The 16,906-nt window shown below is 42.4% G+C and carries 13 protein-coding genes and 2 pseudogenes; 12 read left to right on the plus strand and 3 right to left on the minus strand.

Annotated features, from left to right (window positions below):
* Positions 1-30: 30 nt before the first annotated feature.
* Entirely contained in the window at positions 31-2,235 is a 2,205-nt protein-coding gene (locus C3Y93_RS07350) for a carboxy terminal-processing peptidase (RefSeq protein ID WP_104852543.1), read from the minus strand.
* Between the two features lie 194 nt (positions 2,236-2,429).
* On the opposite strand from C3Y93_RS07350, the gene nagZ reads away from it, so the two are divergent.
* Both nagZ and C3Y93_RS07360 read left to right on the plus strand, forming a co-directional pair.
* Positions 2,430-3,533, plus strand: coding sequence for a beta-N-acetylhexosaminidase (nagZ, locus tag C3Y93_RS07355; RefSeq protein WP_104852544.1), 1,104 nt, complete (start codon positions 2,430-2,432; stop codon positions 3,531-3,533).
* A gap of 244 nt (positions 3,534-3,777) precedes the next feature.
* Positions 3,778-4,668 (plus strand): class I SAM-dependent methyltransferase, encoded by an 891-nt coding sequence (locus tag C3Y93_RS07360; RefSeq protein WP_104853259.1) that lies wholly within the window; start codon positions 3,778-3,780, stop codon positions 4,666-4,668.
* A 59-nt stretch (positions 4,669-4,727) separates the two neighbouring features.
* Here C3Y93_RS07360 and C3Y93_RS07365 read toward each other — a convergent pair whose 3' ends face one another.
* The gene (locus C3Y93_RS07365) at positions 4,728-6,062 is read right to left on the minus strand and encodes an alpha/beta fold hydrolase (protein WP_104852545.1); all 1,335 of its coding nucleotides are present in this window, start codon (positions 6,060-6,062) and stop codon (positions 4,728-4,730) included.
* Between the two features lie 351 nt (positions 6,063-6,413).
* Here C3Y93_RS07365 and C3Y93_RS07370 point away from each other — a divergent pair, with 351 nt between their 5' ends.
* The 8 genes and pseudogenes from C3Y93_RS07370 (at position 6,414) to C3Y93_RS07410 (ending at position 15,618) form a co-directional block, all read left to right on the plus strand.
* Positions 6,414-7,679: a glutamate-5-semialdehyde dehydrogenase gene (locus C3Y93_RS07370; protein WP_096901406.1), complete on the plus strand. Its 1,266-nt coding sequence runs from the start codon at positions 6,414-6,416 to the stop codon at positions 7,677-7,679.
* A gap of 186 nt (positions 7,680-7,865) precedes the next feature.
* Entirely contained in the window at positions 7,866-8,276 is a 411-nt protein-coding gene (locus C3Y93_RS07375; protein ID WP_104852546.1) for a hypothetical protein, read from the plus strand.
* Between the two features lie 340 nt (positions 8,277-8,616).
* A complete protein-coding gene (locus C3Y93_RS07380; protein WP_096901391.1) occupies positions 8,617-9,834 on the plus strand; it encodes an acetate/propionate family kinase in 1,218 nt (405 codons plus the stop codon).
* A 55-nt stretch (positions 9,835-9,889) separates the two neighbouring features.
* Positions 9,890-12,031: a phosphate acetyltransferase gene (pta, locus tag C3Y93_RS07385; protein WP_104852547.1), complete on the plus strand. Its 2,142-nt coding sequence runs from the start codon at positions 9,890-9,892 to the stop codon at positions 12,029-12,031.
* Between the two features lie 322 nt (positions 12,032-12,353).
* Positions 12,354-12,737 (plus strand): IS66-like element accessory protein TnpA, encoded by a 384-nt coding sequence (gene tnpA / locus C3Y93_RS07395; RefSeq protein ID WP_104852548.1) that lies wholly within the window; start codon positions 12,354-12,356, stop codon positions 12,735-12,737.
* Positions 12,734-13,069, plus strand: a complete 336-nt coding sequence (tnpB, locus tag C3Y93_RS07400; protein WP_077164742.1) for an IS66 family insertion sequence element accessory protein TnpB — start codon at positions 12,734-12,736, stop codon at positions 13,067-13,069. Before tnpA ends, tnpB begins: the two co-directional genes overlap by 4 nt.
* 74 nt (positions 13,070-13,143) lie before the next feature.
* Positions 13,144-14,746, plus strand: a pseudogene (gene tnpC / locus C3Y93_RS07405) (IS66 family transposase).
* A gap of 122 nt (positions 14,747-14,868) precedes the next feature.
* Positions 14,869-15,618 carry a hypothetical protein gene (locus C3Y93_RS07410; RefSeq protein ID WP_104852550.1) on the plus strand — a complete coding sequence of 250 codons (750 nt, stop codon included), beginning with the start codon at positions 14,869-14,871 and terminating at the stop codon, positions 15,616-15,618.
* A 136-nt stretch (positions 15,619-15,754) separates the two neighbouring features.
* Here the strand turns inward: C3Y93_RS07410 and C3Y93_RS07415 are convergent.
* A pseudogene (locus C3Y93_RS07415) lies at positions 15,755-15,850 on the minus strand (tellurite resistance methyltransferase TehB); the annotation flags it as partial.
* Between the two features lie 86 nt (positions 15,851-15,936).
* Here C3Y93_RS07415 and C3Y93_RS07420 point away from each other — a divergent pair.
* Entirely contained in the window at positions 15,937-16,332 is a 396-nt protein-coding gene (locus C3Y93_RS07420; protein WP_171287389.1) for a transposase family protein, read from the plus strand.
* A complete protein-coding gene (locus tag C3Y93_RS14280; protein ID WP_158660395.1) occupies positions 16,280-16,750 on the plus strand; it encodes a transposase in 471 nt (156 codons plus the stop codon). Before C3Y93_RS07420 ends, C3Y93_RS14280 begins: the two co-directional genes overlap by 53 nt.
* The last annotated feature ends 156 nt before the right edge of the window (positions 16,751-16,906 follow it).

The following is a 16,906-nucleotide window of genomic DNA, read 5'->3' on the forward strand; positions in this document are numbered from 1 at the left end:
GTTCTATTTGATTAAGATTGTAGCATTGTTTTATGGTTGATTCGGCTCAGATACACCTTTTTGTAACATGGCATAATCTTGTAACACCTGCGCTGCTTCAATCACAAAAGCTTCTTCCTCAGGCAAGGCAGGACGTTGTGCCGCCTTCATTTTGGCACGCGCTTCTGCCAATGCATCAATGGATGCCTGATAGCTCTCCCAATTGGCAAATGGTTTCAAACCTGTTTCCTGACGGCGTTTGTTTTCTGCAGTCAGTGTTTGTTGTTCCAAAGCCAGCAACTCTGCTCTGCGTTGTTCAATATCTAACACAATACTTTTGCGATCTTCAGTTTGTTTGGCAATCTGCTTACGTTGTTCTAAATATTGAAATTGCGGATCAAGCGTGACACGTTGCTGTGACAATTGACTCAACTTGGTGATATACGGCTGCACTGAACCTTCACGCTTAAATGGCGCAGTTGGAATGGTATCCCACTTCAAGGCATTTTTCGCTTTGCGTTCACCAAACTCCTCATTGTAAATATCCACCAGTTTAATGTCTGGAATCACACCCTTGTTTTGGGTACTTCCGCCTGTAATACGGTAGAACTTACGTTGAGTTAAGGTCGCCTGACCATAGGCCAAGGTGTCGAGTTGTACCTGCGCTGTACCTTTACCTGTGGTGGTGCTGCCAATCACAATCCCGCGCTGGTAATCCTGAATAGCGGCAGAATAAATTTCACTAGCAGAGGCTGAAGCTAAGTTAATCATCACCGCCAATGGGCCTGCATAAGTCTGTGCACCGCCATCGTCATCTTCAAACACGCTGACATTGCCATTGCCATCACGAATTTGCACCACAGGGCCTGACTTAATCACTTGCCCGAGCATACGTGCCACTTCTTCAAGTGAGCCGCCTGGGTTATTGCGCAAATCTACAATAATGCCTGCCACATTTTTTGCAGCCAGCGTTTTCAGTGCATTGTTGGTATCTTCAGAAACTGAGCGATATTCATTACCCGCACGGCGTGCACGATAGTTCAAATAGAAAGATGGAATTTCAATCACACCGTAAGTATAAGTTTGATCATCACGTCGGATGTCAATAGTACGCGAACGAACTCCTGCATCCTCTTCCTGAATGACATCACGCACAATGGTCACATTACGTGCCTGATTCATGGCAGCACCAGCCCCAAGTAAACGCACGGTCACTTTAGTGCCACGTTTACCACGAATCAAACCGACAATTTCATTACTTGGCCAACCGACCACATCCACCATTTTTTCGCCATCTTGCGCCACACCAATAATGCGGTCACCCGATTTCACCTGTCCTGTTTTACTGGCAGGGCCACCCTCAACAATGGTTTCAATTTTGGTGTAATCTTCATTGCCTCGTTCAGGACGAATCGACACCCCAATCCCTTCCAACTGTAAAGTCGTTTGACGGTTTAGCTCCATCGCATCGACTGGTGGGAAGTAGTTACTGTGCGGATCGTAAGTCAGCATCATCGCATTTAAAGTTTTGTCCAGTACATCATCACTCTTTAAACGATTCATGCGCTCTAACTGACGTGTATAACGTTTGGTTAGCGTTTGCACTGGAGTCAAATCTTCAGGACTAGCCAAATCTTGCCCATTGGTCAACTCAGGATTGTCTTTAATGGCTTTTTGTTTTGCCAGTTCTTCTTCTTTGCTGATGGTGAGGTTAATCAGCTGAGATACCAGCATTTTTTGCCAGTGCGCACGCATTTCTGCTTCTGTTTTAAAGAACGGTGCTTTTTCTCGATCTGTTTCAATACTGACATTTGGCTGTTTTAAATTTTGTGGTTTTTTCAGCTCTGCCAACATGAAATTATAAAACTGTTTTAAACGCTCACGGTACTGCGTATGAATTTGATACGGCCCAGCCAAATTACCCGCTTTTAAGGATGCACCAAAAGTTGCCGCATACTGTTTACGGTACTGTTCAACTTCCTTTGCCAAAAACAAGGTGTGGTCTGGGTCTAGACTGTCGATATAAAATTCAAAAATACGCTGAGATGTAGACGCATCCAAACGCTGATTTAAATAATGCTGACGATCGACCAAGGTCGCCAATTGACGCGAAACCAAAGCTTGTTCCTGCGTCGGCACAATACTGTTGGCCACTGCAGCGGTGTTATTGGCTGCAATCGCTTCATTAATGGCGTGAGAAAAGAAAAAACCGCCAGTTGCAATAGCAACCGCACAAGCGATGGTTTGAAGTTTCATAAAAATATTTACGTCCTTGGTTTTTGACCAATCTCTGCTTTTCAATGCGAATCGAGCAGATTCAAAATCTTATATAACTTAATTAGGTTCTGTCGTGTAGTTTTATCATAATCTGTACTGTCAAAATGTAGCAAATCATTGCAGAATTCGGGTATTGTTTTTTTATTGATAAAAATCGAATACGGACACCCAATATGATTGGCGCATTGATGCTCGACATCGCTGGCACAGAACTTACTCAAGAAGATATTGAACTATTAAGCGCTCCGCAAGTCGGTGGAGTCATTTTATTTGCCCGAAATATCCAATCTCCTGCGCAAGTACGCGCCTTGACCGACCACATGCGTCAGGTACGCCCTGATATTTTAATTGCAGTCGATCAGGAAGGCGGACGCGTACAACGCTTAAAACAAGGTTTTACCCTATTGCCTGCTATGGGTAGATTTGGCGAGTTATACCAAAACGAACCTGAACGTGCCTTAGATTTAGCCGAAGAGTGTGGCTGGTTAATGGCCACCGAGGTGCTGGCTGTAGGTATTGATTTTAGTTTTGCACCCGTCTTGGATTTAAATGACATCAGTGATGTCATTGGAGATCGTGCTTTTGCTGCGCGTCCTGCCGATATTATTGCTTTGGCAGATGCTTTTTTACGTGGAATGCATCGTGCAGGAATGGCAACCACAGGCAAACACTTTCCTGGACATGGATCGGTTAAAGCAGACTCTCACGTTGCTGCCGCGATAGATTCACGTTCTTTTGCCGAAATTCAACAACAGGATATGCAAACCTTTATCCAACTGCAAAATCAACTGGATGCGCTCATGCCTGCGCATGTCATTTATGATCAGGTCGATCCGAACCCTGCAGGTTTTTCTGAGTTTTGGTTACAACAGGTCTTGCGTCAAGATATGGGTTACGATGGCGTACTCTTTTCAGATGATTTAAGCATGCAAGCAGCCTGTGTGGCAGGCGATGCCGATGCCCGTTTGCGTGCAGCATTAGCTGCAGGCTGTGATATGGGCTTGGTCTGCAACAACCGTGCAGCGCAACAACTGGCTTTAAATGCGATTGCCGATTTACCCTTGCCGAATCAGGCACGTTTAGAACGCATGCGCGGTAAAATCCCTGAGCTTAGTGCAGAGTTTAGCATTGCTGAAGTTTTAGACTTGGGTGATGAATGGCGAAGCGTCCGTGATCGTATCTTGGTATTTAAAGAACAAAGTGCCGCGCTACTGGCAGCACAAACTAGTCACGACCCGACCAATTACTCAAGTACCACTAAAAACGCTGCGACTTGAGATCACCACAAACTAACTATACGCCTTCACTTTTTCACAGCATTTATACGACAAAGGAACACGACAGCTTGTTCCTTTTTGATTATGATAAACTTATTCTATTTTGAGTATATGCCTGACACCGCAGCTTGAGTGTCAAAGCATGCCTAAAAAGACAACGACCACCATACAAACAATTAAGGTCTATACGAAAATGACAAAAACATTGCTGAACAGCAAAATCACGACAGAAAAAAGGACTGAAATGCACAACTCGGATGCCAAGCCAACTCGCTCAGACACGACTGCATTGTCCAAACATCGGCATATTTCTTTTACCGCACATTATACGGGATATATCTGGTATCAAAGGGGGATTTCACATCCTGTATTTGCGACCCGAAAAGGCAAGTTTTTAGCCAAATTGGTACATCCTTTAGAAAACTGGGCAGAACGTCATGTGGGCGGCAGTATGCGCAGCACCCTCAAACAACGTCACCAAATGATTGATGCACACTTAACCGCACTGATTCAGCAACATCCGCAATTACAAGTGCTCGAAATTGCATCTGGGCTGTCACCACGCAGCTGGAACTTTCGACAAAAATATCCTGAACTGAATTACCGTGAACTGGATTTGCCTGATATGGCGCAAATTAAAACTCAAGCGTTACGACAAATTGACCACGACGCACCTGAAGTTCTCACCGCCGATATTTTTAGTGAATCCTTTCAACAGGCCTTTGAATATTTTGATCACTCGCAGCCCTTAGTAATTATTAGTGAAGGTTTAATTAACTACTTCAGCAAAGACATGCTACAACAGCTGTTAAATGGCATGTGTAACTACACCCAAGACTTTCGAGAACTGCATTATTTAACCGATATTTACCCTGAACCCGTCAAAAACAAGCTCGCCAATTTTATTTGGAACTGCAGCCGATTATTGAAATTTATGTCACGCAGTGCTTTCACCTTTCACTTTCAATCTCCGCAGGAATTAACTCAGTTTTTTCAAAATGCAGGTTTTGAGCAAGTGCAGCTACAACAACCACAACTGTATTTTTCCAACAGCTCTTTAGAAAAAACAACCGCAGAACATTTAGGCGATTTAGTCTGGATGGTTCATGCCTACAAAAAAAATAGCGTGGTTTAACACGCTATTTTGATTCTATTTTCTTTGGATAATTTTAAACCAAGCACTGATTTTATCTACTAACGGGCATATTCCAAATTTTGTGCAGCCGCTTTTTGACGTTCCACATAACGCAACAAACGCTCTGCCACCTCAAAACTACCATGCTTAAATAATGCGCGTAGTTGCTGCCCTTGGCTTTCAAAAATTAAACATTCAATGCTAAAACTGCCTTCCTCATCCTGTAATTCTAAGGCCATATCTCGTTCAAACTCTGCTGCTTGTGCCGCCAACGCAGCATTTTCAAAATCAAGCAATACACCAAAGAAGTTTAAATCGACAATGTGCGTGGCAATTTTCAAATCAGAATGACGATACTGCAAATGACTTTGCGGATTTTGCACCCGAATACGCGCTTCTCCACGGCGTTCCATCGTCAATAGTTGCGCACGTGTCATTGGAATAATGCCATCTAAGTCCTGAATAGATTCATCGCTTAAAAAGGTCGCAAATAAATTCATGGTTTCTTTACGGCGCTGTAATTGCGGCACATGATCTGCATTGGCAATCATGGCAAACTCCATATTAGGGCACTGTAAAGCGAAATTGGCATTTTCATGCGGCAAGGTAAAACTGTCATATTGCCCACACGCCACCAAAACCTTACATTGCGGAATAGGCACATTGGTTAACCGCAATAAACGGTTGCAGTTCACATCGTAGCGATCTTGCTCTGTAGCGGTAAAGTCGGCCATTTGTCGGTAAAACAAACGCTTTGCAGTCGGTGACATGCGAGTTTGTTCCATTTTGGCATGATTGACCAAGTATAAAATCACCGCCTGACCAAATTCATCCATGCGCTGCTCTTTCATTAAATGCAGTGATTCTTCAAGCAACATGCGCCAACTTTTACGGGTCTTTTGCATAACCCCCATTAAAATCATGCGATCAATCAATTCAGGACGCTGATCTGCTAGACACGATGCCACCACCGAACCCAATGACATGCCCATGACGGATACTTTATCTAAGCCGACAATATCCAGCCAATCACCCAACATCTGACCTAAATCATGCAGTTCTAGCGTTCCTGCCGACTCACCTGTTTCCACATTGGTCATTTGCTGATTGGCGCCCATAGATGGCATATCAATTAAAATGATTGGCCCTGCACGAAAAAGCTGCTCGACACAATATTTATATGAATTAAAGTTTTGGAATGCACCACCAATAATCACAATTGGAGTTAAATGTGCGGTTTCTGGCTGAGCAATTGCCATGTATTCCACTTTCCAGCCGTTGATCCAAGTGGTACGAGCGGGTTGTTTAAAGCTGTGTTTATCGTAAATATCAAAAAAACAGACATGCGAACTTGCGTCCTGTACATCCGTGTCCATCTGGATCATGGAATTCATATTCCTTACCTCCATGCGCATTTTATTTTTATTGTGCAAGTGTTCGTCATTGAACGATTACCCACTTATCTGAATTAATCTGAATTAAAGTGGCATCCTGCTTATTGTTGTGAATGACATCAATGTCGTTATCGCATCATTCTATACAGGTGCTGATTTTATACGCAACATTTTCTATGACCGCTCATCTACTTTTAAATCATAAAGCATTTCAAAATATTAATTTTTGTGATGAAAGCATTGAAAAATATGAAAAGATTGAACAATTTAGTCGATTTTCCGCTGAGACGCTTCATTGTGCAGGTACAGACTGTTAATATCGAGTTGAAATTTCTAAGTGATCAAACCGCTATGCAAGAGTCTATTGAACAATATATGCAAACGGTAGGACAACAAGCACGCCAAGCCTCTCGTGTCTTAGCAAGCGCTTCTACCCAATCTAAAAACAATGCGTTATCGGCTATTTATACGGCATTGGAAAATAGCGAGTCCGCTATTTTAGCTGCCAACCAAATTGATATGACCAAAGGTCGTAACAACAACTTGGATAGCGCACTGCTTGATCGCTTAGAACTTAACCCCGCACGCTTTAAAGGCATGTTACAAGGTCTGAAAGATGTGATTGGTCTCATGGATCCAATTGGTGAAATTACCGATATGGCTTACCGTCCATCTGGTATTCAATTGGGCAAAATGCGTGTACCGCTAGGTGTGGTGGGCATGATTTACGAATCACGTCCAAACGTAACCCTTGAAGCTGCGTCTTTGGCATTAAAATCAGGCAATGCGATTATTTTACGTGGTGGTTCTGAAGCACTGGAATCTAACCAAGCGATTGCTGCCGCGATTCAACACGGCTTAAAAGCATCAGGCTTGCCAGAAACATCGGTGCAAGTGATTAACACCTCAGACCGTGCTGCCGTTGGGCAATTAATTACCATGTCTGAATATGTAGATGTAATTGTGCCACGTGGCGGTAAAAGTCTGATTGAACGCATCAGCAATGAAGCGCGTATTCCAGTGATTAAACATTTGGATGGTAACTGTCACGTATTTGTAGAAGCACAGGCCGATTTACAAAAAGCCCTGCCTATTGCCCTGAATGCAAAAACTCACCGTTATGGCGTCTGTAATGCCATGGAAACATTGTTGGTCGATGAGGCTGTTGCCGCACAATTCTTGCCACGTATTGCCGAGCTATATGCAGAAAAACAAGTCGAATTACGCGGCTGTCCTGCAACCCAAAAGATTTTGGGTACAAGTGTTAAAACAGCAACCGAAGAAGATTGGTACACCGAATATTTAGGCCCAATTTTGGCAGTTAAAGTGGTTTCAGGAATTGATGAGGCAATTGAACATATCAATAAATATGGTTCACATCATACTGATGCCATTATTACTGAAAACTTTAGTTTGGCGCGTCAATTCTTGGCTGCGGTAGATTCTAGTTCAGTCATGATTAACGCTTCTACACGCTTTGCCGATGGTTTTGAATATGGTTTAGGTGCTGAAATTGGAATCTCTACTGATAAAATTCATACCCGTGGCCCTGTCGGTTTAGAAGGTTTAACCTCACAAAAATGGATCGTATTTGGCGATGGTCAAATCCGCCAATAAAGCCCATCTGTAATTTTGTAACACTCAAATATAATGTTCAGTTTCACAGGAAGCTGAACATTATTCCCTTCTATTTTTTAGACATTGTTTTAAGACACAGTTCCACTACACATTTCTGCTTCACGCTCACTTAAAATAAAAACACCATCAGGATTAGAAAAATCATCAAAAAGAGTGGCGATGCTTATGTTTTATTATTTGATTATTAGTACCTTTGCTTTGGCACTGTTGGTGTCGTTTATTGTCATGCGTCTGTTTTCTAGCTCCATCAATGCAATTTTGGCGCGTATCATCCACGACCCAATTCATGAAGCATGGGCAAAGTACACCAAATTTGCAGGCATGGTGGTCGGCACATCTTCAGGCATTCGTATTTACGATATGGAAAAATACATTACCCCACTCACCTATGCCGAAAATGACAAAAGAACTGTGATTGAACTGACGCAAGAACGCTGGGTATTGGAAATTTACCGCACCATTATTGAAACCTTACAAGGCTTGGCGTGGATGATGTTGGTGTTTTTTATGGTGGCACTGATTGCTTATGTGATTGTCCGTTGGTCGGAAATTAAATACGCTGCCAAATCAAAATAAACCGACAAAGATTGAGGAAATAATTTAAAACAGTTTGCCACTCGCCTGCAGAATGAAGTGTGCTATGTTAAGAGAATACAACAGGAATTAAGCAGAAATTTTAGACCATCATTTCATGAAAAAATGAAAGTTTCGGGCTGATAAATTTTAATTATTTCTGATTTCATGGTCGATAATGCTTAAGTCTAATCTCCTAAAGTCTATCTAGGAGCAATAAAAAACCCATGATAAAACATACGTAATGATCAAGATTGCAACACAATAGATTGCCGTTTGCCATATCTTGCAATGCAGCTTGATTGACTAGGGATAACTTCAATTAGAATTCGGGTACATAAAAGTGACTACATCAGTATTAGTGATTAACTGCGGATCTTCTTCTATCAAATATGCGCTTGTATCTGAAAGCGTTGGAGATCGTATCTTTGGTTTGGCAGAAAATCTAGGTTCTGCTGATGCGCGCATTAAAGGCATTACCGCAGGTGGTGAGCCGCTCGAACTTTCTATTCCACATGCTGACCATGAAAAAGCATTGGAAACTATTCTTGGTCGCTTATCTCAATATAAGCCACAAGCCATTGGTCACCGCGTTGTACACGGCGGTACTTTAACCAAAGCAGAATTATTAACTGAAGAAATCGTGCAACGTATTCGTGAAGCAACTCCGCTTGCACCTTTACACAACCCTGCACACTTGGTGGGTATTGAAGCAACAATGCGTTTGTTTCCAGAACTTCCGCAAGTGGCTGTATTTGATACTGCATTCCACCAAACGATGCCTGCTCACGCTTACCGTTATGCAGTGCCTAAATTCTTATATACCGACCACAACGTACGTCGTTATGGCTTCCACGGTACAAGTCACGCATACGTTTCAGAGCGCGGTTCAGAGTTGGCTGGCAGCTTCAAACAAGGTGGCTGGTTAACTGCTCACTTGGGTAACGGTAGCTCGACTTGTGCAATCTGGAATGGTCAAAGTGTAGACACATCGATGGGCCTAACCCCACTTGAAGGTTTGGTGATGGGTACTCGTAGTGGTGATGTAGACCCAAGCTTACACAGCTTCCTTGCAAGCAACTTAGGTTGGGATATCTACAAAATTGACAAAATGCTAAACAGCCAAAGTGGTTTACTTGGTTTGTCAGGCTTATCGAACGACATGCGTACCCTGATTGAAGCATCTGAACAAGGCAACGAAGATGCAACGCTTGCAATTGAAGTATTCTGCTACCGTTTAGCTAAATCTTTAGCTGCACTTAGCTGTGGTTTACCACGCTTAGATGGCTTATTCTTCACAGGTGGTATTGGCGAAAACTCTGCGTACATCCGTGAAAAAACTGTATCTTACTTGCCACACTTTGGCTTTAACTTCAGCAAAGAACGCAATGACAGCTTAAAACGCGGTACTGAAGGTCGTATTGATGCAGGTACAGGCGGTCCACAAATTTGGGTTGTACCAACTGACGAAGAAGGCCGTATTGCGAAAGAAACTGCGCAAGTTGCAGAGGAGCTAAAGTCAGCTGCAAAAAAGTCTGAATGTGACGCTGCGATTGCTTAAGCAATCGTAGTGCTCAGCCACTTTCAATCAGTCCCTTTACGATTTAGAAAAAATTATGAAAACAATACTTTTGGTTCCTACAGAAATTGGTGTTGGTTTAACATCAGCATGTTTAGGTTTAATTTACGCTTTGGAATGCCAAGGCGTAAAAGCAGGTTTCTTAAAGCCTTTTTCACAAGAATTACAACCTGAAGCAGACCGCACAACTGCGTTGTATCGTCACCTGTTCAAGCATGAAACAGTTGAGCCGATTTCTTATACTGCGCTGACTGAGCGTTTAAAAAATGATGAAAATGACGAATTGCTTGAAGATGCAGTTCGTTTACATCGTGAAATTTCTAAACATCACGATATCATTATTGTAGAAGGCGTGTTGCCAAACGGACGCGATCCTTTTGCAACTGAATTGAATGCAAATTTGGCTAAAGCACTTGATGCAAAAGTCATTATTGTCAGCAATGCCGACATCAACAATGCTGCAAAAACAGCTGCCAAAGTAGACAATCAATTACGTTTCTTTGGTGGTGCAACTTGTGAGCGTACTGCGGGCGTATTGTTTATGCGTACCAAAGGTTTACCAGAAGATTCTGCACAAATTCCTGTTACGCTTGATCCAAACTTACGTTTAATTAGCGACACCAACCAGTTTGTCAGCAAAATTCAAACTACACATTCAATGATTGGTAAAGATTGCATGCCAGTGATTGGCTTGGTGCCATTCAGCAATACTTTAAGTGTGCCACGTATGTCGGACTTGGCTGCACACATTTCTGCAGAATGGATTAACCAAGGTGAAGCAGCGCAGCGCCGTGTATTACACAGCAGCTTAATTGCATCGAATATTGAACACGAAATGCATAAATTCGTTGCAGGCGAGCTGATTATCAGTGGTTCTGACCGTGTCGATGTATTGCTTGCCAGTAGCTTAGCCAGCAGCAATGGTATTCCACTTGCAGGTTTGGTGTTAACTGAACATCAAGCACCAAGCGCACAAGCTTTAGAGTTCTGCCAAGCAGCAATGAAAAATGGCTTGCCAATTTTACATACTAAATTGAGCACCTTTGAAACTGCACAACAGTTATTAAACCTGAGCAACGAAATTCCTGTAGATGATACTGAGCGTGCAGAACAAGTTACCCGCTTTGTGGCCAGTCACATCAATGCAGAATGGTTAACTCAATTAATCAGCGATACGCATAAACCACGTTTATCGCCTTCTGCATTCCGCCATGAATTGGTACAAAAATCTATTGCAGCGAAAAAACGTATCGTGCTTCCAGAAGGTGATGAGCCACGTACCGTTCAAGCTGCAGCAATTTGTCAATCACGTGGTATTGCGCACTGCGTATTATTGGCAAAACCAGAAGCCGTAGTTGATGTTGCCAAAGCACGTGGTATTGAGCTTCCACACGACTTAGAAATCATTGATCCTGACTTGATTCGTGAAAACTATGTCGAAAAAATGGTGGAAATGCGTAAAGGCAAACTTACTGACGATCAAGCACGTGAACAGCTGCAAGACACTGTCGTATTAGGTACGATGATGTTAGCACTTGATCAGGTTGATGGTTTGGTGTCTGGTGCTGTGCATACTACAGCCAATACAGTTCGTCCTGCATTCCAGCTCATTAAAACTGCACCTGATTACTCTTTAGTTTCGTCTGTTTTCTTTATGTTACTACCAGATGAAGTATATGTGTACGGTGACTGTGCGATTAACCCAGACCCAGATGCTGAACAATTGGCTGAAATTGCGATTCAATCTGCTGACTCTGCAAAAGCGTTTGGTATTGACCCACGTATTGCCATGATTTCTTACTCAACTGGTACTTCGGGTGCAGGTGCTGACGTAGAAAAAGTAGCGAAAGCGACTGAAATTGCGAAACAACGTCGTCCTGACTTACTGATTGATGGCCCATTACAGTACGATGCAGCATCGGTTGAAAGTGTTGGTCGCTCTAAAGCACCAAACTCTCAAGTTGCAGGTCGCGCCAATGTGTTCATTTTCCCTGACTTGAACACAGGTAACACGACGTATAAAGCAGTACAGCGTTCTGCTAACGTGGTGAGTGTTGGCCCAATGCTACAAGGCTTGAACAAGCCAGTGAATGACTTGTCACGTGGTGCATTGGTAGATGACATTGTGTTCACCATTGCATTGACTGCAATTCAAGCAGAGCAACAAGCAGCTCAATAACTCGTAAAGTTAAGTTTTACAAACCACCTGATTGAAAAATTGGGTGGTTTTTTATGTGTAGATTTCGTCTAAGAGATTTTTTTTAAATGAGAAGGCACCTAGGTAGGTGCCTCTCATTTAGATTTTTGATTCAATGAAGTCTTCTATATCTCTCAAATATATTAGAACTGTTTTTGCAAAATATTGACTCTAATAGTATGAGTAGTTTATGGACTGTACTTAAAGGATTAATAGAGGTAAGCGTCCGCTGAACACACCTTCTGAATTCATCCTATAAGCCTTAATTTAGTCCCCACTTAGAAACAAGTGGGGACTTAAATTTATGACTACAAATAATCAGACATCCATCGCATCTCTTGCGAAAAAACGAAGAACATACAGTGCTGAATTTAAACAGCAGATCGTTCAGGCTTGTAAAGCACCGGACGTTTCAATTGCTTCAGTCGCTTTGCAACATGGATTGAATACAAATCTTGTATCCAAATGGATTCGCTTAATTGATGCTAAGCCAGGGAGTGATCGCTCACCACTACCGAATAAACCTGCATTTATTGCCTTATCTTGCTCTGCACCATTAGATCCTACTCCTACTGACATGTTAACGGTTCAAATTACTTTACCCCACTCAAAAGCAAAAATTGGCTTGAAATGGCAAGTATCGAAAATATCTGCTTTAGCAGAATTACTCAAGGTACTTGCAACATGATCCGCATTGATGAAATCTGGCTCTCCACCCAACCTCTGGATATGCGAGCAGGGATGGATACGGTCATGGCGCAGATTATGAAAGCCTTTGGCTCAATCAAACCGCATTGCGCCTACCTGTTCTGTAATAAACGTGGCCATCGTATGAAAGTGCTGGTACATGATGGACTGGGCATCTGGCTGTGTGCCAGGCGGCTGGAACAGGGAAAATTCCACTGGGCTCAAGTTCACCAAGGTGAAACCGTGGCCCTCAGCCCGGAACAGTTACAGGCATTAATCCAGGGTTTGCCCTGGCAGCGCATTGGACGACAGCAGGTGGTGACGATGCTTTAAACCAGGCTGTTCCATTCTGCTATTCTCCAAACGTTCTATTTCATTCTTCTCATGACCTCAGGCATACTGCGGTCATGAATACGCTGCCTGACTTAAGCCAACTGACCCATGAACAACTGCTGGAATTTACCCGGCAGTTGGCGATGCAGCATCAGTCTCTGGCACAATCAAATCAAGAATTAGAAAAATCAAACCAGCAATTGGATGCCAAAGTTCAGCATCTTTCTATTCTCAATCAAAAATACGAGCATGAACTGGCGCTGTTTAAAAAGCATAAATTCGGCAGTAAAAACGAACATCTCACTGCAAAACAAATCCACCTGTGGGATGAAGCGGTTGAAGAAGATATTGCCGCGGTTGATCTAGAACTGGAACGGCTAAATGCAGATAAAACCGATGCAGTGACACACAAAGCCAAAACCAATAAACCTAAACGTCGACCACTGCCAGATCATCTACACACCATCCGTATTGAGCATGAACCTGCATCAACCCAATGTGCTTGTGGCTGCCAACTTCGTCGTATCGGCGAAGATGTCAGTGAAAAACTGCATTTCAGACCGGCACAGTTCTATAAGGAACAGCATGTGCGTGGTAAATGGGTCTGTGATCAGTGTGACACTCTGACTCAGCAAGCGATGCCCGCCTATGTGATTGATAAAGGCATTGCTTCACCTGAACTGCTCAGCCATGTTTTGGTATCGAAGTATGCCGATCATTTGCCGCTGTACCGTCAGCGCCTGATCTATCAGCGGGCGGGCATTGATCTGTCCAGATCTACTTTATCTGACTGGATTGGTCGCTGCGGTGTGGAACTAGAACCTCTGGCCAATGCCTTAAAACAGGTGGTGCTGCAACAGCGGGTGATCCATGCCGATGAAACACCGGTCACCATCATGCGGATGGGTGAGAATGATAAAAAACCGAAGAAAGGTTATGTCTGGGCCTATGCCACTACACAGTACAATCCAGTTCAGGCGGTGATCTATGACTTTCAGGATAGTCGTTCAGGCCAGCATGCTGCAGAGTTCTTGAAAGGCTGGCAGGGTTATCTAGTCTGTGATGATTACAGTGGTTATAAAGCACGCTTTAAATCAGGCCAGGTCATTGAGGTGGGCTGCATGGCCCATGCACGTCGTAAATTCCATGAGCTACATGTGACCAAAAAAAGTCAGGTCGCTGAACAGGCCTTAGTGCTGATTCAGAAACTGTATGCGATAGAAGCAGAGCTCAGGAAAAAGACCGATGGTACAGCAGAACAGCGCCGCGAATACCGACAACAGCATAGTCAACCGGTGATGCAACAACTGTATGAATGGCTCAACCAACATCAACTGACTGTGCATCGAGTTCTCCCACCGCCAAGGCGATCAATTACACTCTGAAGCGTTGGCCAGCTTTAAGCGCTATCTGGATGATGGCAATCTACCGATTTGCAATAACTGGGTGGAAAACCAGATGCGCCCCTGGGCGTTGGGACGTAAGAACTGGTTATTTGCAGGTTCGCTGCGCAGCGGTCAGCGAGCAGCCAATATTATGACATTAATCCAGTCAGCAAAGCTGAATGGCTTGGATCCGTATGCCTATTTAAGTGATGTGCTGAAAAGGTTACCGACACATAAAGTGACCCAAATAGAAGAATTACTGCCACACCGGTGGCAACCCGACCAAAATTAAAAAATAGGTATGGGGTTCAGCGGACGCTTACGTTACAATTTGAATGCTACATCTTTTTCATAATCAATAGCCTCTAACATAAAAAGATCATTTGTTCTTAGGGTATTTTTTTTGGCATTTTTATGGGTGATAAATTGAAAGAAATAACAACATTTACTGGTTGTTTTATTGCCGGAACTTTAATCCGTGTTCAAAGAAATCTTGATTTACCACATATAATGTGGAAACAGATTGAAGATATTCAAATCGGAGATTTAGTTTTATCAAGACCTGAAGATGGTACAGATATTCAGGAGTATAAGCCTGTAGTTAATACTTTTAAACTAGATAAAAAACCAGTATGGGTACTGCGTACTTTAGAGTTAGTGGCTGATTTTATTAACAACCCAACTCTTTCTTCCGAAATTATTGCAACAGCTAACCACTCCTTCTGGGTATGTGGCATTGCTTCAATTGCTGGAGAGTTAGATAGTTTAGTATTAACTCAAGGACGATGGAGCCGCCTTGATCAGTTAAATAATGGCGATGTTGTTCAGTCAAATAATAAATATTTTGTCGTGTTACATGCAACGCAATTATATCAAACAGAAGAAGCGCATATTGCATGGGCATTAGACCCTGAAGGCGATGGCTATGGTTCAGCTTTTGATTTGAATACTATTAGAGAAACAGGAAGGATAAATGGGAAGTTTGCTTATAATTCTTATCATTCTGAGAATGAACAAGGAGAAAGTGAATATATTCCATATCTCGCTGATGTCTATAATTTTGAAGTTGAAGATTATCATACCTACTATGTCGGGACACGATCATTCTGGGTTCACAATACCAATTGTGGGGCATTTACGAACCCAAATGACCAAGTACCATAGTCTCTTTATTGAAAATTTATCAACCAATTTTCAGAGGGGCTTGAGGATAAGGGTATTTTTTAATTTCATCCTCTCCCTCTTGCGCGTAATTACGCTCATCCTTAATAAGGAGAGGGAATTTCCATTGTGAAATAAATTACAGTGAAACCCTCTGCGCCAGCAAAGTTGCAAAATGTTGTTTAATCCGATTTCCCTGTGCATCCACCCGATGCAACTCACCGACATTTTCATTAGAATTCTTTCATAAATCAAAAAAAGACCGCTCCTTCGCTGAAGATTTGCACTCTATTTTTCTGCATATTGGTGCATAATCTACAGATGAAATACATCGATTCAAAGAAGCTTTCTGAATCACAGTTTAAGCGATATACAGGCATCTCATGGTCAACCTTTTATTTAATGGTTGAACAATTAAAGAAGAAAATTCCTGCTAAAGGTAGACCACCCAAGCTAAGCTTAGAAGATCAGGTTCTTCTATGCCTGAGCTATTGGAGGGAGTATCGGACTTTATTTCATGTTGCAACGAGCTATGGTGTTTCAGAGCCAACAGCTTCACGAATTGTACGTCATGTGGAAGACTGCTTAATTCAGTCAAACCTGTTCAATTTACCGAAGAATTTACCTACAGGTGAAGGCATAGACTGGAATGTTGTCATCGTAGATGCCACAGAAATTCCAATACAAAGACCTAAAAAAACAGAAGAAAAGCTATAGTGGCAAGAGAAAGAGTCACACTTTCAAGGTACAGGCGATCATTCATTATAGAACTCAGCAAATCCTAAGCTTGTGTACGAGTCGCGGTGCAGTGCATGATTTCGAGCTATTCAAACGCAATTTAAATCAAATTCCTAAAGGGGCTTTTATCCTTGCAGATAAAGGCTATCAGGGAATTTATGCTGTTTACGCTAATAGTCTATTGCCGTTAAAAGCTAAACGACACTGTAAGTTAGATCCTAAACTTAAAATGTATAACCAAGAGATCAACAAAAGAAGAATCGGGATTGAGCACGTATTTAGTCGCCTTAAGACCTTTAAAACTCTGGCTGACCGTTACCGAAATAGAGGTAAAAGACTTGGTCTGAGATTTAATTTAATCGCGGGGATTTATAATATGGAATTGAGTGAAAAATGACTTATGAAAGAGGTCTACTATTCTGTTCTAAATATTTGTTTGAGTAAAAACATTAATTAGCTCTTCTACAATTTACATAATACACCTTATACGCAATGCTTTTGAAATTGTGTTATAATTCAATATGTTAATACCTATTTTATAGCCCACTCTCCA

The organism is Acinetobacter sp. SWBY1 (assembly GCF_002946595.1).
In the GTDB taxonomy this organism is placed as follows: Bacteria; Pseudomonadota; Gammaproteobacteria; order Pseudomonadales; family Moraxellaceae; genus Acinetobacter; species Acinetobacter towneri.